The organism is Bacteroides faecium (genome assembly GCF_012113595.1).
GTDB lineage: Bacteria > Bacteroidota > Bacteroidia > Bacteroidales > Bacteroidaceae > Bacteroides > Bacteroides faecium.
In genome coordinates, this window is record NZ_CP050831.1 from 4512960 (window position 1) to 4531700 (window position 18741).

At 45.0% G+C, this 18741-nt stretch carries 16 protein-coding genes; 6 read left to right on the top strand and 10 right to left on the bottom strand.

What is annotated here, in order from left to right; all coding sequences use genetic code 11:
* Nucleotides 1–2: 2 nt before the first annotated feature.
* From zwf to BacF7301_RS16675, 3 genes are read left to right on the top strand one after another with little or no spacing between them, the layout of a single operon-like run.
* Nucleotides 3–1499, top strand: coding sequence for a glucose-6-phosphate dehydrogenase (zwf, locus tag BacF7301_RS16665; RefSeq protein WP_167964537.1), 1497 nt, complete (start codon nt 3–5; stop codon nt 1497–1499).
* Entirely contained in the window at nt 1496–2230 is a 735-nt protein-coding gene (pgl, locus tag BacF7301_RS16670; protein WP_167964539.1) for a 6-phosphogluconolactonase, read from the top strand. The genes zwf and pgl overlap by 4 nt, the downstream gene beginning before the upstream one ends.
* A 45-nt stretch (nt 2231–2275) precedes the next feature.
* The gene (locus BacF7301_RS16675) at nt 2276–3226 is read left to right on the top strand and encodes a Dyp-type peroxidase (protein WP_167964541.1); all 951 of its coding nucleotides are present in this window, start codon (nt 2276–2278) and stop codon (nt 3224–3226) included.
* Between the two features lie 36 nt (nt 3227–3262).
* Here the strand turns inward: BacF7301_RS16675 and BacF7301_RS16680 are convergent, their stop codons facing one another.
* The 7 genes from BacF7301_RS16680 to BacF7301_RS16710 form a co-directional block, all read right to left on the bottom strand.
* Nucleotides 3263–3475, bottom strand: a complete 213-nt coding sequence (locus tag BacF7301_RS16680) for a hypothetical protein (RefSeq protein WP_167964543.1) — start codon at nt 3473–3475, stop codon at nt 3263–3265.
* A 262-nt stretch (nt 3476–3737) separates the two neighbouring features.
* The gene (locus tag BacF7301_RS16685; RefSeq protein WP_167964545.1) at nt 3738–4436 is read right to left on the bottom strand and encodes a LytR/AlgR family response regulator transcription factor; all 699 of its coding nucleotides are present in this window, start codon (nt 4434–4436) and stop codon (nt 3738–3740) included.
* A gap of 40 nt (nt 4437–4476) precedes the next feature.
* A complete protein-coding gene (locus BacF7301_RS16690) occupies nt 4477–5538 on the bottom strand; it encodes a sensor histidine kinase (RefSeq protein ID WP_167964547.1) in 1062 nt (353 codons plus the stop codon).
* An 18-nt stretch (nt 5539–5556) separates the two neighbouring features.
* Nucleotides 5557–6777, bottom strand: coding sequence for an ABC transporter permease (locus BacF7301_RS16695; RefSeq protein WP_167964549.1), 1221 nt, complete (start codon nt 6775–6777; stop codon nt 5557–5559).
* Nucleotides 6778–6881: 104 nt separating this feature from the next.
* Entirely contained in the window at nt 6882–7625 is a 744-nt protein-coding gene (locus BacF7301_RS16700) for an ABC transporter ATP-binding protein (protein ID WP_167964551.1), read from the bottom strand.
* Between the two features lie 5 nt (nt 7626–7630).
* Nucleotides 7631–8863, bottom strand: coding sequence for an efflux RND transporter periplasmic adaptor subunit (locus BacF7301_RS16705; protein ID WP_167964553.1), 1233 nt, complete (start codon nt 8861–8863; stop codon nt 7631–7633).
* A 26-nt stretch (nt 8864–8889) separates the two neighbouring features.
* On the bottom strand, nt 8890–10287 hold the full coding sequence (locus BacF7301_RS16710; RefSeq protein WP_209319456.1) for a TolC family protein: 1398 nt from the start codon (nt 10285–10287) through the stop codon (nt 8890–8892).
* Between the two features lie 218 nt (nt 10288–10505).
* Here BacF7301_RS16710 and BacF7301_RS16715 point away from each other — a divergent pair, with 218 nt between their 5' ends.
* From BacF7301_RS16715 to cydB, 3 genes are read left to right on the top strand one after another with little or no spacing between them, the layout of a single operon-like run.
* Nucleotides 10506–10742: a DUF4492 domain-containing protein gene (locus tag BacF7301_RS16715; RefSeq protein ID WP_167964555.1), complete on the top strand. Its 237-nt coding sequence runs from the start codon at nt 10506–10508 to the stop codon at nt 10740–10742.
* Nucleotides 10743–10762: 20 nt separating this feature from the next.
* Nucleotides 10763–12334 (top strand): cytochrome ubiquinol oxidase subunit I, encoded by a 1572-nt coding sequence (locus BacF7301_RS16720; RefSeq protein ID WP_167964557.1) that lies wholly within the window; start codon nt 10763–10765, stop codon nt 12332–12334.
* 11 nt (nt 12335–12345) lie between these two features.
* Nucleotides 12346–13488 (top strand): cytochrome d ubiquinol oxidase subunit II, encoded by a 1143-nt coding sequence (gene cydB, locus BacF7301_RS16725; protein WP_167964559.1) that lies wholly within the window; start codon nt 12346–12348, stop codon nt 13486–13488.
* A 110-nt stretch (nt 13489–13598) separates the two neighbouring features.
* Here the strand turns inward: cydB and BacF7301_RS16730 are convergent, their stop codons facing one another.
* The 3 genes from BacF7301_RS16730 to BacF7301_RS16740 form a co-directional block, all read right to left on the bottom strand.
* A complete protein-coding gene (locus BacF7301_RS16730; RefSeq protein ID WP_167964561.1) occupies nt 13599–14555 on the bottom strand; it encodes a D-2-hydroxyacid dehydrogenase in 957 nt (318 codons plus the stop codon).
* A 90-nt stretch (nt 14556–14645) separates the two neighbouring features.
* Nucleotides 14646–15917 carry a replication-associated recombination protein A gene (locus tag BacF7301_RS16735; protein WP_167964563.1) on the bottom strand — a complete coding sequence of 424 codons (1272 nt, stop codon included), beginning with the start codon at nt 15915–15917 and terminating at the stop codon, nt 14646–14648.
* 5 nt (nt 15918–15922) lie between these two features.
* Entirely contained in the window at nt 15923–18499 is a 2577-nt protein-coding gene (locus tag BacF7301_RS16740; protein ID WP_167964565.1) for a DUF5686 and carboxypeptidase-like regulatory domain-containing protein, read from the bottom strand.
* Between the last annotated feature and the right edge of the window lie 242 nt (nt 18500–18741).

An 18741-nucleotide genomic window follows, 5' to 3' on the forward strand; every position in this document is an offset into this window, starting at 1 on the left:
CAATGGATAAATTTGCAATGATTATTTTCGGTGCGTCCGGCGACCTTACCAAGCGTAAGTTAATGCCTGCCCTTTACTCTCTCTTCCGTGAAAAGCGGTTGACCGGAGATTATTGTATCGTGGGTATCGGGCGTACAATCTACTCTGACGAGGATTACCGTTCATATATATTAGGTGAACTTCAGACTTTTGTGAAGTCTGAAGAACAGGATGCGGCATTGATGGATGCCTTTGTCTCTCATTTGTATTACCTGCCAATGGACCCGGCAAAAGAAGAAGGTTACCCGACACTTCGTCAACGGCTGGTAGAGTTGACCAACGAGGTAGACCCTGACAACCTGCTGTTCTATCTTGCCACTCCGCCGTCACTTTACGGTGTAGTACCCTTGCATCTGAAAGCAGCCGGACTGAATACTCCTCATTCACGTATCATCGTAGAGAAGCCCTTCGGCTACGACCTCGAATCGGCACGTGAACTGAACAAAATCTATGCTTCGGTCTTCAACGAACAGCAGATTTACCGTATCGACCATTTCCTTGGTAAAGAGACTGCCCAAAACGTACTGGCTTTCCGTTTTGCCAACGGTATCTTCGAACCCCTTTGGAACAGGAATTATATCGACTACGTAGAAATCACAGCAGTTGAGAATCTCGGTATCGAACAACGCGGCGGATTCTACGAAACGGCAGGAGCCCTGCGTGATATGGTGCAGAATCATCTTATCCAGCTTGTGGCACTCACGGCTATGGAACCGCCCGCTGTATTCAATGCGGACAACTTCCGTAATGAAGTCGTGAAAGTCTATGAATCTCTGACTCCGTTGAATGAAGTCGACTTGAACGAACATATCGTTCGCGGGCAATATACAGCTTCCGGCAATAAGAAAGGTTATCGTGAAGAAAAAGGCGTATCTCCTGATTCGCGTACAGAAACTTATATTGCCATGAAGCTGGGTATCAGCAATTGGCGCTGGAGCGGTGTTCCGTTCTATATCCGCACAGGCAAGCAGATGCCGACAAAGGTGACGGAAATCGTAGTTCATTTCCGCGAAACACCTCATCAGATGTTTCATTGTGCCAGTGGCAACTGTCCACGGGCGAATAAGTTGATTCTTCGTTTGCAGCCAAACGAAGGAATAGTGCTCAAGATCGGAATGAAAGTTCCCGGCGCAGGTTTTGAAGTCCGCCAGGTGACGATGGACTTCAGTTATGCCCAGTTGGGTGGAGTGCCTAGCGGCGACGCTTATGCACGTCTGATAGACGACTGTATCCAGGGCGATCCGACCTTATTTACTCGAAGCGATGCAGTGGAAGCCTCATGGAATTTCTTCGATCCGGTACTCCGCTATTGGAAAGAGAATCCCGACGCACCTCTTTACGGTTATCCCGCAGGCACGTGGGGGCCATTGGAAAGTGAAGCTATGATGCACGAGCATGGAGCTGACTGGACTAATCCTTGTAAGAATTTGACGAACACAGATCAATATTGTGAATTATGAAACTAGAAGTTTTTCCCTCGTCCATAGAGACGTCTCGTGAGTTGATACTCCGCTTGGTGGAAATTATGAAAGAAGAACCGGGTAAGGTGTTCAATATTGCGGTGAGCGGTGGGAACACCCCTGCTCTGATGTTTGATTTATGGGCGAACGAGTATATGGATATTACTCCCTGGAATCGTATGCATATCTATTGGGTGGACGAACGTTGTGTGCCGCCCGATGATTCGGACAGTAACTATGGGATGATGCGCAATCTTCTTTTAGGATTGACTCCCATTCCATATGAGAATGTCTTCCGTATTCGCGGCGAAGCAAAACCGGCGAAGGAAGCTCTTCGTTATTCTGAATTAGTCAGGCAGCAGGTACCGCTCAAACAAGGCTGGCCGGAATTTGATATAATCTTGTTGGGTGCTGGAGACGACGGACATACTTCCTCTATTTTTCCCGGACAAGAAAATTTGCTGACTTCCAGTTCTATTTATGTAGTCAGCACCCATCCCCGCAACGGACAAAAACGCATTGCAATGACCGGTTATCCTATTCTGAATGCCCGTCATGTCATTTTCCTGATAACGGGGAAAAGTAAAGCGGATATAGTAGAGGAAATCTGCAATTCGGGAGATACAGGGCCGGCAGCCTACATTGCCCATCATGCACAGAATGTAGAACTGTTTATGGATAAAGGGGCAGCTTTGTATATTGAAGATCAGAGTAAAAAGGATGTGAACTAAAATAAAATCATCCGTTAGCGCAGCTAAAAGATAAAATAGAAAGATATGAATCCTAATCAAAATCCATTTCACGGTAACATACCGCAGGATGTAGCAGGAAAGCAAGGGGAGAACGTTATATTTATAGTCTACAAATTGAAGGAGTCTCCCGATATGCCTGACAAGGTGAAAGATGTGTGTGCCAATTTCTCGGCAATGATTCGCAGTATGCGCAATCGTTTCCCCGATCTGCAATTCTCTTGCACAATGGGATTTGGCGCTGATGCATGGAGCCGTCTTTTCCCGGAACAGGGCAAGCCGAAGGAACTGGTTACCTTTCAGGAAATAAAAGGAGAGAAGTACACCGCTGTTTCCACTCCGGGCGACTTGTTATTTCATATTCGTGCCAAGCAGATGGGGTTATGCTTTGAGTTTGCTTCCATTATTGATGAGAAACTTAAAGGTGTGGTAGAGTCTGTCGATGAAACTCATGGCTTCAGATACATGGACGGCAAAGCAATTATCGGTTTCGTGGACGGGACGGAAAATCCTGCCGTAGACGAAAATCCTTATCACTTTGCGGTGATAGGTGAGGAAGATGCCGGTTTCGCAGGTGGAAGCTATGTCTTTGTACAGAAATACATCCATGACATGGTTGCCTGGAACTCGTTGCCTGTGGAAGAACAAGAGAAAGTGATTGGCCGTCGCAAGTTCAACGACGTCGAACTCTCTGACGAGGAGAAACCACAGAACGCGCACAATGCTGTTACCAATATTGGTGATGATTTGAAGATTGTACGTGCCAACATGCCGTTTGCCAATACCTCTAAAGGAGAATATGGCACATACTTCATCGGTTATGCAAGTACTTTCAGTACAACCCGCCAAATGTTGGAAAGTATGTTTATCGGCAATCCGGTGGGTAATACCGACCGTCTGTTGGACTTTAGTACAGCAATAACGGGAACACTATTCTTTGTTCCTTCCTACGATTTGCTAGGGGAACTTGGCGAATAAAAGAATAAAGAAATATAGAAAAAGACTAGAGGAGAGTTACGCCTTTGTAATCTCCTCTACTATATAATTATCTTTCACTTTCTTGCAAGTACATACGAAGTATTCAGGATGTTGCAACGCTCCTTGTAAAGTATCAGGAAGAATTATCTCTTTTGTACGACGGTCTACCGCAACCATTGCATACAATATTCCCTCACTTTCGCATAGCTCAATTAACGCGCTTTTCAACTCTTCTACAGCATATTCCATTTGTGTGATATTTTGTCGCTGCAAAGTTATGGAAAATATGTATATTTTGTGCAATATTATTCTTGTAAAATATAAAAAGTGCTTCCTTGTTCGTCCGCCGACGAGGAAGCACTCAACACAAAAACTAAACTAGACTTAACTAAACTATTCTATTCTCGGAATTTCACAATCCCTTTCTGTTCTCTGCAAAGGTAGGGATAAAACGGGTTTTGACAAATAATAATCGACAAAAATCTTCTTTTCACCGATAAAATAGCCAACATTAGCTCCTTTCATCCAGAAAAGTCTGGAAAACTAGCTTGTAACTATCGCTGATGGGAATATATGTCTTGTCGAAAACGATACGACCACGGTCTATCACACGTATCTTATCTTTCTGAACAATGAAAGAACGATGCACGCGTATGAAACGGCTGGAAGGCAAAAGCTCTTCCATAGCTTTCATGCTCATAAGCGACAGGATGGGTTTGGGAGTATCTTCTGTATAGATTTTGATGTAATCCTTCAAACCTTCGATATACATGATTTTCTTCAGGTCTACCTGTACCAGTTTATAGTCGCTTTTCACGAAGATGCTGTCTATCTCTTCCGGCTTCTGCACCAGTTCAAACCACTGAAGCGCTTTGTTTGCCGCTTGCAGGAAATCAACGTATGAGATAGGTTTCAGCAGGTAATCGAGTGCATTGACGCGATAACCGTCGATAGCATACTGCCCGAAAGCAGTAGTAAATACGATACGGGTGCGGGAGTCTACCATCTTCGAGAACTCCAGTCCGTTAAGCTCCGGCATCTGAATGTCCAGAAACAGAAGATCCACCTCTTCATCGGGCAACTCCTTCATTGCCTGAACTGCACTGGAATACTTTCCCACGAGTTGCAGGAACGGAGTCTTGTTCACGTAACTTTCTAACAGGCTGAGAGCTAAAGGCTCATCATCAACAATTGCACAACGTAATACCATACTATTCTATATCTAAAGTTTTATACTAAACGTTCTCTACCTACTCTTTGATTTTAATGCTCAGTCTCGATTCATAGACAGACTCGTCTTCCGAGCTGCCTTTCGACCAGGTGTAAGCCCCGGGATAAAGTATCTCCAGCCGTCGGCTTACCTGTTCTAACCCCACACCCGAACCACTTTTATCTTCCACCGTCTTGGGATGATTGCTGTTGCGGATTTCACAAACCACTTCCTTATCATTCTCTGAAATATGAATACTGATAAAACTCGGTTCGGTAGAGGAGATGCCATGCTTGAATGCATTCTCTATCAACGAGATAAAGATAAGCGGTGCAATAAGTGTCTGACTATCCGGTTGAATCTCGAATTGAGTAGTCATCTGTACATTAGCCGACAGGCGGATACGCATCAATTCAATGTAATTGCGGATAAAGTCCACTTCCTTGCAAAGAGGTACATACATCTGCTGATTATCATACAATACATATCGGAGAAGTTTGCTCAACTCCTGCACAGCTTCCTGCGCTTTGTCCGAATCAAATGCAATCAGAGCATAGATATTATTCAGCGTATTCAGCAAGAAATGAGGATTCAGTTGGTTCCGCAGGTTTTTCAGTTCGGCTTCCGCACGATTCCGTTCCGCTTCTTTACGGGCGGCTTCGTTCTGCGTCCATCGGGCACTCATACGAATGGCGGCACTCAGTCCGATGGTAAAGACGAGACTCAGCATATCCCTGAGGAAGAATAACCATCCCGGCGGCATACCCGGTCTTTTGGGTCTGGGCGCAAAGGATGGGTCGAACGTCAGACTTTGCCATAGATGAAGTAAAAGTCCGATAACGCATAGGAAGATAATATTATAGATAACATATCTTTTAGCCTGACTTTGGAAAAGATAACGGGGAACCAAAAAGAAATAATTGGCGTAGAACACAATCATGAAAGATAGTGGTACGGCAAGATGGCGTATATACGCCATCCAGTTAATATTCCCGTTCCCGCGTTCAACAAAAAAGAACGGGAAACCGAACATAATCCCCCAGCCGATAATGTGTATCAGTATCTCCAGGGGACGACGTGCGGATGTAAAGGTTTGTTTCATAAAGACAAAGATAGTTTTTTATTCGTATCTGATGGCCTCTATCGGGTCTAAATCTGCTGCTTTCTTGGCAGGATACCATCCGAAGAAGACTCCGGTGACGGTACATACCGCAAAAGAAAGGAATACACTCCACGGCTGGATATAGATAGGCCAATGTGCCACGCTTTTCACAATCCAACTGGCTCCGCAGCCGATTATCACTCCGATGATACCGCCCGTGATACTAATCATAATGGCTTCGATAAGGAACTGGCTCAGAATATCGACCCCTCTCGCGCCGACTGACATGCGCAGGCCGATTTCGCGGGTACGTTCCGTTACAGATACATACATGATATTCATAATTCCGATACCACCTACCACCAGCGAGATACCCGCAATACAAGCAAGCAGAGTCGTCATCAAATCGGTAGTGGAGTTGAGCATCGTACTCAATTCCTGTTGTGTACGGATGGTGAAATCATCATCGTCCGTTGCTTTCAGCTTATGGTTACGGCGAAGAATCGTACTGATTTCATCCGTAGCATACTCCGTCATATCTTCAGTGAGGGCAGAAGCAAACACTCCCTGCAAGTACGTGACGGCAAGCAAACGTTTCATTACGGTAGTATAAGGAGCAAGCACTACGGCATCCTGGTCTTGTCCCATAGAGTTGTACCCCTTTGCTTTGAGTACACCTACCACCCGGAAGGGTATCTTGCTGAAACGGATAATCTTGCCTACCGGATCACTTCCGTCCGGGAAAAGATTGTCCACTATCGTCTTTCCTATCACGCATACTTTTGCCGAACTCTGTATGTCGGCTTCCGTAAACATCTCCCCATTTTCCACCGTCAACTGGCGAATATCGAGATATTCCGTTCCTACGCCATTCACAGATGCCGGATAGTTATTGTTGCCGGCAATAAGCTGTCCCGATGAAGAAACATTGGGACTCACGGCAGACAAGAAACTTGTCTCATCGCGCAAGGCTTCATAATCGGTAAGCTTCAAGGTCTGCATGGCCGACGGGTCTTGCCGTACACCACCACGCATATCAGCTCCCGGATGAATCATAATCATGTTCGACCCCATCTCGGAAATCTGCTGCTGGATGCTTTTCTTCGAACCCTGTCCGATGGCGAGCATTGTGATGACGGAAGCAACACCGATAATGATACCGAGCATGGTGAGAAAAGCACGCAGCTTATTGTTCGCCAACGCCCGGAGAGCTATCTTGAATAAATTAGTTCCATTCATAATAAAAAATTTGCTAATTGGTCAATATGCTGATTAACTAATTTCCCGGCTATATGATTACGTAGCCTGTTGGAGCATTAGCGCATCGGCACATTGAATAATAATTAATCCTCGTCGTTTTTCGGCAACGCAGCCAGTGCTTCGGCAGCGGACAGAATCTTCGGATTAGGAGTATCCTCTATAACGTGACCGTCGCGCAAGCGGATATTCCGGCTGCTGTATTGCGCGATTTCGGGATTGTGCGTTACGAAAATAATCGTGCGTCCTTCCGCGTGAAGTTTCTGAAACAGGACAAGTATCTCGAAAGAGGTACGGCTGTCGAGATTTCCGGTCGCTTCATCCGCAAGAATCACTGCAGGATTATTCACCAACGCACGCGCAATGGCAACACGTTGCATCTGTCCACCGGACATCTGGTTGGATTTATGTTCCAGACGGTCGCCCAGTCCCACAGCCTGCAAAGATTCGATGGCCCGGCGGCGACGTTCGGTAGCACTGACGGACGAGTTGTACATCAGCGGCAGTTCCACGTTCTCCACTGCGGTCGTTTTAGGCAGCAGATTGTAACTTTGGAACACGAACCCAATCTTACGGTTTCTCAGTACCGCACGTTGAGGCTTGCTCATCGTGCGGACGGGAATGTCGTCGAGCAGATACTCTCCGCTTGTCGGAGTGTCCAGGCAGCCTAATATATTAAGCAGCGTGGACTTTCCCGAGCCGGAAGTACCCATAATGGTGACAAACTCCCCTTCGTTGATAGTAAACGAAACGCCCCGTAACGCATGGACGGTTTCGTCTCCCACCTGGAAGTCCCGTTTGATATTTTGTATTTCAATTACTTTCTTCATGGTTGTCACTTATTGTTCTTTTTTTTGTTGTCTCCCGGACGACTTGGCATGAACGGGCTTCTTTCCCCACTGCTTTCATTATTGGGTTCAGCCCCCATTTTTTCACCCGGCAATGCACCTATGGTAGCTTCGGACACTACTTTCGTTCCTTCGGAGAGACCACTGACAATTTCCGTAGACATACCGTTACTGATTCCGATTTCTACCGGATGGGCTGTGAATGTCATTCCTTCACGCGTCCAAAGTTTATGTTCGCCTTCGCAATCTTTTACGATGTCATTAGCACCGATCAGAGGTTTTTCCGGTACGAAACGCAAGGCTTTGTTCGGAACGGACAATACATCCTTTTTATCAAGAATATAGATAGTAACATTCGCTGTCAAACGTGGTTTCAGCTTTTGTTCGGGATTAGGAGCGGAGATTACTACTTCATAAGTAACTACCGTGCTTGTGCTGCTACTTGTACTGCTCGTACTGCTTGCATCTCCCAAGCGAATCTGCGTCACTACACCATCGAACGTATCATTCGGATAGGCATCTACTGTAAAGCTGGCACGTTGTCCTTCTTCCACACCGCCTATATCGGCTTCATCCACATCGGCTACCACCTGCATCTGCGTCAAATCCGCAGCAATGGTGAAAAGCGTCGGGGTTTCGAATCCGGAAGCAACCGTCTGGCCGGCTTCCACATCACGGCTGATAACGACTCCGTCAATCGGCGAAGTAATTGTTGCGTAAGACAGGTTACGTTCCGCTTTTGCCAAAGACGCCTTGCTGCTGTCATAACTACTTTTAGCTTTCTGATAGTTATAGAGAGCCTGTTCGAAATCCGTATCACTAATCAGAGACTTCTCGTGCAGCCCTTTGCTGCGTTCATAATTCTTCTTCTGGTATTCATATTCAGCTTTGGCACTATCGTAAGTGGCCTGCTGGGAAGCCAGTTCACTTTGCAAAGTGGCACGGTCCATTTCAGCAATCAACTGCCCTTTGGTAACTGCCGAGTTATAGTCTACATAAATCTTGTCAATGATACCTGATACCTGCGTACCAACTTCTACTTCCGTCACCGGTTCGATGGTTCCGGTAGCAGTCACCGAATTGGAAATATCGCCTTTGCTCACGGTAACAGTGGCATATGTGACTTTGTGTTTGGCGGGTGAACCTGCAAAGAACCAGATTCCTGCACCTGCTACCACAACGACTGCCACGGCGATTAAGATAATCTTTTTCGTTTTCATTCGTTTATTATGCTTTTACTTATTTATTATAATGCTAATTTATCCCCTTGATAGAACTTCAGCAACTGAGTATTCAGTATAGCCATATATTTAGCTTGAAGTTGTTCCTGTTGCGCTTGCAGCAAGTTATTCTTCTCGGTAAGAAGTTCCACGGTATTTTTCATTCCCAAGTTGAACTGCTCGCTAATCAGGTCGTAGCTGATTTGTGTACTCCTCAGCTTCTCGTTGGCTGCCGCATAACGTTGCTGTGCACTGTTGGCATCCAGCCAAAGGCCTTCAATCGTCTTGTACAAAGCCTTTTGTTCGTCAAGCAACGACAACATGCTCGTTTCGCGTTGCAACTTAGCCTTTTGTACCGCGCTCTTTGTCTGACGGTTATTGAAGATAGGCACACTGACAGACAAGCCGATGGAATTGTTCCATCCGTTCTTCACCTGCTCACCGAAAGTAAAGTCGCTGCCGCTCGTATGATTCGTCCCGATGCCCGCGCTAAGGCTGACGGTCGGGAAATAACCGGATTTTGCAATATCAATCCCCAGTTCGGAAGCTTCTACATTGAGTTTGCTTGCTTCAATCTCCGGACGAATGGCGAGGGCGCTTACATACACATCTTTCTTGGTGGGCAACGGTGCAAGCACATTCTCGTCGGACAGGGCGGGGAGATAGACATTCATCTCATTCTCTCCATCCAGTTCGAGCAGTTGTTTCAGTTGTAATTTGTAATCTTGCAGGGTGGCTTGCGCTGTCACAAGTTGATAACGGTCGGTACTGACCTGAGCTTCCAGTTGCGCAAAATCACTTTTTGCAATACTTCCCGCATTCAGCAGTTGTTCTCCGCGATTACGCTGCGCAATGGAAACTTGCAGCGTATTCTCGTTTACTCTGACAGACTCGGCCGCATAAAGAATCTGAATGTAAACCTGCGCGATGGATTCCTGGATAGTATTCTCGGAAGTCGCCACATCAAGTCCGGCTACCTGATTGTTCAGTTGTTCCTGCTTAATGGTCTTCAACCGTTTGCTACCATTATATATAGTCCACGAAGTATTCAGGCCATAATTACCGTTATAACTGGTTTTACTGTTACTGCTGATAATCTCGCTACCGCTCACCCGGCTACTCGATTCCTGATACGGACGGTTCACCACCTGCTGACTGGTAGAGAACGAAAGGCTCGGAAACAAAGCAGCTTTAGCTGTCTTCACGTCAATCTGTGTACTTTCCGCAGCCACACGGTTTTTGCGAATCGTAATATTCTGTTCCAAAGCATAGTCGATACACGATTGCAAATCCCATTGGGCAGGGAGATTCACTTCGTTCTGTGTATCGGCTTGCAGCGGAGATTCTTGTGCAGATATGCCCGGAAGCATACCTGCGCCAAGAAATGCCATCACTGTCAATCTTCTTACATTTATCATATTCATACTTCTATTGATTTACTGGTAACGAAGGTACGTACATATTATATTAGCTGCAAAAGCGATAGACGGAATACGGAATTTTGCCGTTAAATGTTTTTTTTCTGTCGATAGGTCGATTTTTTCAGAAAAACACAACAAATCCTGCAACAATTCGGGGTATTTGTTTGTTTTAATTATAAAAATTGTATATTTGTACTCATTACAAACTATAATGCCGACATATGAAGAATACACTACTTTCTATTTGGAACTTCTATCTGGAAGGTTTCCGTAGTATGACACTCGGTCGTACGCTGTGGATTATTATTCTGCTGAAATTATTCGTCATGTTCTTCATCCTCAAACTGTTCTTTTTTCCTGATTTCCTCGGCGACCATCCTACGGATGCCGACAAGGGAACCTATGTGGGCAATGAACTGATACAACGCGCTCTTCCTCAGAAATCAATTGATTTTTAACTCTTAAACTACATAAGATTATGATTGAAAGTATTGACACTTCGCTGATAGATTGGTCGAGAGCCCAATTTGCGATGACAGCTATGTACCACTGGATTTTTGTTCCTCTCACACTCGGACTGGCAGTGGTGATGGGCATCATGGAGACGCTGTATTATAAAACAGGCAAAGAATTTTGGAAGAAAACCGCGATGTTCTGGATGAAGCTATTCGGTATCAACTTCGCCATCGGGGTGGCAACCGGCTTGATCCTTGAGTTTGAGTTTGGTACGAACTGGAGTAATTATTCCTGGTTTGTAGGAGATATTTTCGGTGCCCCATTGGCTATTGAGGGAATTTTGGCATTCTTTATGGAAGCCACGTTTATTGCCGTGATGTTCTTTGGCTGGGGAAAAGTAAGCAAACGTTTCCATCTGGCTTCTACCTGGCTCACAGGATTGGGAGCAACGATTTCTGCGTGGTGGATTCTCGTTGCCAACGCATGGATGCAACATCCGGTAGGGATGGAATTCAATCCCGATACCGTTCGTAATGAGATGGTCGATTTTTGGGCAGTGGCAACTTCACCCGTTGCTGTTAATAAATTCTTTCATACTGTGCTGTCCGGTTGGGTACTTGGCGCGGTCTTTGTAGTCGGTATCAGTTGTTGGTATTTACTGAAGAAACGCAATCGTGAGTTTGCACTTGCCAGTATCAAGATCGGTGCCATCTTCGGATTAGTAGCATCCTTATTGTCTGCCTGGACGGGCGACGGTTCCGGTTATCAGATTGCACAGACGCAGCCGATGAAGTTGGCTGCTGTGGAAGGTTTGTATGAAGGGGGAACGAATGTCGGACTGGTAGGAATCGGCATGCTGAATCCTGAAAAGAAAACTTATAACGACGGAAAAGACCCATTCCTCTTCCGTATTGAAATACCAAGTATGCTTTCTTTCCTTGCTGAGCGTGATGTAGACGGTTACGTTCCGGGCATCGCAAATATCATCGAAGGCGGTTATCAGATGAAAGACGGTACAAAAGCCCTTTCGGCTGCCGAGAAGATTGAACGGGGAAAAACGGCTATCGGTGCCTTGGCTGCCTATCGTGCCGCCAAGAGTGCAAAGAATGAAGAAGATGCGCAAGTGGCTTACAAAGTTTTACAAGAAAATATTCCTTATTTCGGTTACGGATATATTAAAGATGTGAACCAGTTGGTTCCGAATGTTCCCCTGAATTTCTACGCATTCCGTATAATGGTGATTTTGGGTGGATATTTTATCTTATTCTTTATCGTTGTCCTTTTCTTTGTCTATAAGAAGGATTTGAGTAAAATGAGATGGATGCACTGGATTGCTTTATTGACTATTCCTTTGGGATACATTGCCGGACAAGCCGGATGGGTGGTTGCCGAATGTGGTCGTCAGCCGTGGGCTATCCGTGACATGCTGCCTACGTCGGCCGCTATCTCTAAACTGGATGTAAGCTCCGTGCAGATAACTTTCTTTATCTTCCTGCTCTTGTTTACGGTAATGTTGATTGCAGGTGCCGGAATCATGGTAAAGGCCATCAAGAAAGGCCCGGATACGGGAGATAATGCTAATATTAACCATTAATCGTAAAGACTATGTATATATTTCTACAACAATATTGGTGGCTTGTCGTTTCCTTGCTGGGAGCTATCCTCGTGTTTTTATTGTTTGTGCAGGGCGGTAATTCATTGTTGTTCTGTCTCGGTAAGACGGAAGAACATCGTAAAATGATGGTGAACTCTACCGGACGTAAGTGGGAGTTTACGTTTACTACGTTAGTAACTTTCGGTGGTGCTTTCTTTGCTTCCTTTCCATTATTTTATAGTACCAGCTTCGGTGGTGCTTATTGGCTTTGGATGATAATCCTTTTCAGTTTTGTATTGCAGGCTGTCAGCTATGAATTTCAAAGTAAAGCGGGAAATCTGTTAGGCAAAAAGACGTATCAGACTTTTCTGGTGATAAATGGAGTAGTAGGACCGTTATTGCTTGGTGGAGCAGTTGCTACTTTCTTCACTGGTTCTGATTTCTATATCAATAAAGCAAATATGACGGATACCATTATGCCGGTTATCAGCCATTGGGGAAATGGATGGCACGGACTGGATGCGTTGACTAATATCTGGAATGTGATTTTAGGGCTGGCTGTATTCTTCCTTGCCCGTGTCTTGGGTGCGCTTTACTTTATTAATAATATAGCGGATAAGGAACTGACGGACAAGTGTCGCCGTGCGGTACGGAATAATACAGTCTTGTTTCTGGTATTCTTCTTGTCATTCGTTATCCGTACGTTAGTATCCGATGGTTTTGCTGTGAATCCGGATACGCAGGAGATTTATATGCAGCCATTCAAATATTTCACTAATTTTATCGAAATGCCGATAATTCTTGTCTTATTTCTGATAGGAGTTGTTTTGGTTCTATTCGGCATTGGAAAGACTTTACTCAAAAAGACGTTCGATAAAGGTATTTGGTTTACGGGAATTGGTACGGTATTGACAGTCTTGTCTTTATTGTTGGTGGCAGGATATAATAATACGGCTTATTATCCGTCTTATACAGACCTGCAAAGCTCATTGACTTTGGCTAATAGCTGTTCCAGTGAGTTTACTCTGAAGACAATGGCTTATGTTTCTATTCTTGTTCCGTTTGTGATTGCTTATATCTTCTATGCTTGGCGTAGCATCGACCGTCACAAGATTACGGAGAAAGAGATGGACGAAGGCGGACATTCATACTAGAAGAAAAGCCTGATAAACAGGTAATAATGAAAATAAACGAAGGGTGTCAAAAGGAATATGGTTTTCCTTTTTTGACACCCTTCTCTTTTATTGCCAGTCCTTGTACTATCTTACTTATTTACTACATTTTCCGGTGTTCCGGCAATGTATGCCTGTATGTTGCTGGTCGCGATATTCATCAAGCGTTCGCGAGCTTCGAGCGTTGCCCATGCGATATGCGGAGTGATATAGCAGTTCTTTGCTGTCAGCAACGGATTGTCAGCGCGAGGTGGTTCCGTAGAAAGAACGTCTACTCCGGCTGCGTAAATCTTGCCGCTGTTCAGGGCATCTGCCAAATCTTGTTCATTGACCAGAGGGCCGCGACCTGTATTGATTAGAATAGCAGTCGGCTTCATCATAGCAAGACGACGGGCATTCACCATTTCGTGTGTCTCAGGAGTAAGCGGGCAGTGCAAGCTGATAATATCACACTCGCTGAACAACTGGTCTAAATCCATCTTCTTGATTTCCGGCGGCAACTGGAAGTGTGATTTTGAAGTCAGTGCATATACTTGCATACCAAAACCGATGGCGACACGTGCAGTCGTGTATCCGGTATTTCCCAATCCGACCAGTCCGATTTTCTTTTCTCTAAGTTCCATCAGCGGAGTATCCCAAAAGCAGAAGTCCTTGCTGTTTGTCCAACGGCCTTTGTGCACTTCTTCAGAGTGATGTTGTACTTGTTGAGTGATATTCAGAATATGTGCAAATACCATCTGCGCAACAGAAGCGGTGCTGTATGAAGGAATATTGGTAACGATAATTCCCCGTTCTTTGGCAGCAGCAGTGTCGACTACATTGTATCCGGTAGCTAATACGCCGATATATTTCAGTTCGGGCAGTGCAGCCATGTGGTCTGCGTTGATGATTACTTTATTAGTCAGAAGCACTTCTGCTCCGGCTGCACGTTCTAATACTTCTTCGGGAGCGGTACGATCATAAATCGTGCATTCTCCGAGAGCTTTTATACCTTCCCAGGACAAATCACCGGGATTGGCGGCAAAACCGTCTAAAACTACAATCTTCATTTCAATTTTTATATTAATAATATGTTATACGTCTTTCCTTATTGTTTTGTTTTCGCTAATATAATAGTTTGTTTTATTTCACTGATAGCTTTATTTCTTGAACTTGTCTCCCCACAATTGTATCATCCGTTCGGTATGTTTCTGTTCCGCAGCATTATTTTGCGGTTGCCATATCCGTTTATCTTTCAATTCATCCGGCAAGAATTGTTGCTTTACAAAGTTGCCCTCATAACTATGCGCATATTTATATTCCTGTCCGTATCCTAATTGTTTCATCAATTTTGTAGGCGCATTGCGCAGATGTAACGGAACAGGCAGATTTCCAGTAGAACGAACTAGCTCCAGTGCGTCATTAATCGCACTATATGCCGAATTGCTTTTAGGGCTCGTTGCCAGATAAATCGTAGCTTCCGCTAAAGGAATGCGTCCTTCCGGCCAACCGATTTTCATCAACGTATCAAAGCAGGCATTCGCAATAAGTAAAGCATTCGGATTGGCCAGTCCAATATCTTCCGAAGCCGAAATGACAAGCCGACGAGCAATGAAAGCAGGATCTTCGCCACCTTCCACCATACGGGCAAGCCAGTAAATAGCTCCATCCGGATCACTTCCGCGAATCGACTTGATAAAAGCAGAAATAATGTCATAATGCATTTCCCCGTCCTTATCGTATGCCAGCGGATTCTGCTGCAACCGTTCAGTCACCATCTCATCGGTGATAACCACCGTTTCTTCTGTTTCCGACTGGACGACAAGCTCCAGTATATTAAGCAATTTGCGGGCATCTCCACCGGAGAAGCGCAACATGGCCGTTGTTTCTTTCAATTCGATTTTGCGTTCCTTCAGTATGGCATCCGTAGCAATGGCACGTTGCAGAAGTTCCAATAAATCTTCCTTCTCCAACGATTTGAGCACATAAAGCTGACAACGGGATAGGAGAGGGCGGATAACCTCGAACGACGGATTCTCCGTTGTCGCGCCAATCAGCGTGACAGTTCCGTTCTCCACCGCTCCCAACAAAGAATCCTGCTGTGACTTACTGAACCGATGAATTTCATCAATAAACAGAATAGGGCTGGACTGTGAAAAGAAACGATTGCTCTTGGCACGCTCTATCACTTCGCGCACATCCTTCACGCCGGAAGTTACGGCACTCAATGTATAAAACGGAGTCTCCAGTTTATTGGCAATGATTTGTGCCAACGTTGTTTTACCCACTCCGGGAGGACCCCAAAGGATAAAAGAAGAGATGCGTCCTGCATCAATCATCTTGCGCAAAACAGCACCCGCCCCAACTAAATGTTTTTGGCCGATATAATCGTCTAAAGTCTTCGGCCGTAGCCTCTCTGCTAAAGGTTGCATAATTCTTAGAATACCATTAATACCATGAAACGAATACCGTTTTTGTTGATACCCGGATTGTCACGGTAGGTGAAACGATGTACATATTCAACGTGCAGTAACTTGAAAATGTTGTAGATGCCGACACTTGCTTCGACATACGGCACTTTCGGGTCCATCACGAAACTGGTAAATTTACCATCGCGTGTCGGGAAACGGAATAAATCAGGATTATCACTCTTGAACGGATTGTTCTTATCTGTCAACGTCCCCCACAATGCACGGACGCGGAACATCTCTCTCCACTTCAAGTTTTTGATAAGCGGAATACGGTTGAATAATTTTCCATTCATATCGTATGACACGGACATGGAAGCGAAACGGTCGTTCAGGAATTCCATGTTATTGATAAGGTTGAACGTCTCGCGCTGCGTGATGTACGATAAGTTGGCTTCCGGCAGAATCAACAGCGGGAAAGGAACTGTATTCCATTCCGCCCCTGCTTTCAGGCTACAATCTATCTTCCCCCAGGAAGCAGGAAGCCAGAAACGTTTCCACACACTTGCTTCTGTACGGTTAAAGTTATATTCTCCGCCCAATACACCTTTGAATCCCATCGCATGAGTAAGCGTAAAGATAGGAGCATCCAGCGATACCGGCACACGGCGTTGCTTGGAATTGACGAAAGACTCGCCCGGCGCATAACGCAGCGTCAGACTCGCTTCGGTAGTCGTAACGTCATGTACACGGGTTTGCGCAGCGTCGTTACGCAGATATTCCAATTTTCCGGTAGGCTCGTCGTTGCGGTGGCGGAGCATCGCTTTCACTCCGAATCCCGTAAGCGTTTCGAGTTCGTAGTTGATGGTCGCGTCACGCATGTAAGACATTTGGTCTACCGTCGTCGTTTTCAATGACAGGAAGATATTGTCCTTATCCGTAAACAGGAACTTGTCCATCGGCGACATTACATCATAACTATACGTTGCTGAAATATAATGCTTCGGGAATTCCCAAACCACATAATCACGTTTGTTGAACGAATAAGTCAGCGTACCGCTGTATTTCCATCGCTCGTCTTTAAGACCGTAGGCACCATAGCCACTCAAGAACCAATGTTTGTCGAAATGAGCCGTAGTCATACCGCTCAACCGGAAACGGGTTCCGTCAATGTAGTTGCTTGAAATCATCGTATTGATTGGACCGATGTCCACCTTACTCGGATGTCCTTTGCTGCCTGTCTCCACAAAGTTCTCAATCAGGGCTTTTGCTCCGAAGATGATATATTTGAATCCCGGAATTTGTTCGAGACGGTTGACGAATACGTCCATTGTACTTTCTTTCTTCGTCAGCGGCACCTGTCGGACGCTTGCCCAGTATTCATCACTTTTTGAAAGCATATCCGCTTCCTTTATTACGCTTCCTTTCAATCGGAAAAGTCGTTGCTCGATAGGGTCGAATTTGTAATCACTATATTTCGTTATTCGCTCCACCTGCAATCCGCCTGCTGTTTTGTTGGAACTCCAGGAAAGGTCTACGGTCATATTATCGTCGGACAATACCCAGTTACCGTTGGGAAGCTGTTCGTACTGTTGTACGATATCCATGCGGTTGACGAAGTTTACTCCGGTCTTTTTGGGAAGGTTCATCGTACATTTCTGGACGGCATACGTAGAGTCGTTCAGCACATACAGATGTCCGGTGAATCCGAAGTCCTGCGAATTCTGTGGAACGAAAGTCAGATGTACACATTCGCGCTTGTCTACCATCAATGTGTCCATCAGATAATATTTATAGAAAGAAATGGCATTATTGCCGATAGGACTCACGAAACGCTGTTGAAGCAGACGGATGTCATCATCGTAAATATTAATATCGGCAAAGACGTCTTTCAATACAGTGCCGAGCATATCTCCCGTTGAGAAGAATTCTTCGATACCGTTGGAGTTTTTTCCTTTGATGATGGTTTTCTTGCTTTCGGGGTCTTTGCGGAAGATAGTCTGCGAAGCCGTCTCCTGTACGGAAATCGGAAGAATCAACTTATTCGTTGTTTCCGACACTTCCACCTGGTCTTTGAGGAAGGAATATTTCTTGTAGATACCTTTTTCGAGTTTCTCCGGGGTGAGGTCGTTGATAGACATTTTCATCTTCTCGTACTTGTCGTACTGATAGTAGTCGTTCACTTCGAGGACTTGCGCCTTCTTGTGCTCGATAACTTTTTTCATGAATTCGACTGCCGGATTGTTCTTGCGGGAGTATTTTTCTTTTTGTGGTTTTACAACGACTTCATTCAGGATTACATTGTCCGGGGCTAACTGCACGTTGACCGTTTGGTTGCCATAGCTGACTTTCACAGTTTTACTGACATAACCGACAGCGGAGAAAACAAGTGTTCCCCCATTTCTGCGTGCTTCAAGACTATATTCCCCGTCAATATTGGTGATAGTACCCATATCTCTTTTTTCCTGATAGTAAACAGAGATATACATCAATGGTTCATGTGTCACTGAATCAGTAACTACCCCCTTTATTTGCTGTGCAAACGCATTTGAAGCTGCCAATACAAGTAAGAGCAGTATAAGTATTTTGTTATATCGTTGTCTCATAACGTTCGTAGTAGGGCGCAAAGTTAACAAATAACTCTCATGATGAGAGAATATATAACTTTTTTTACCCATCGTTTTTGGTTGTTTACAAGCATATACCGTCCAATGGTCAAACGAATTAACCTTGGCATATATATTTAACACCTGGTTTCAGATTTAGTTTCAACCGTTGAAACTTTTTGTTTCATGCCTTGAAACTGTTGGTTTCAAGTAATGAAACTATTGGTTTCACACCGAGAAAC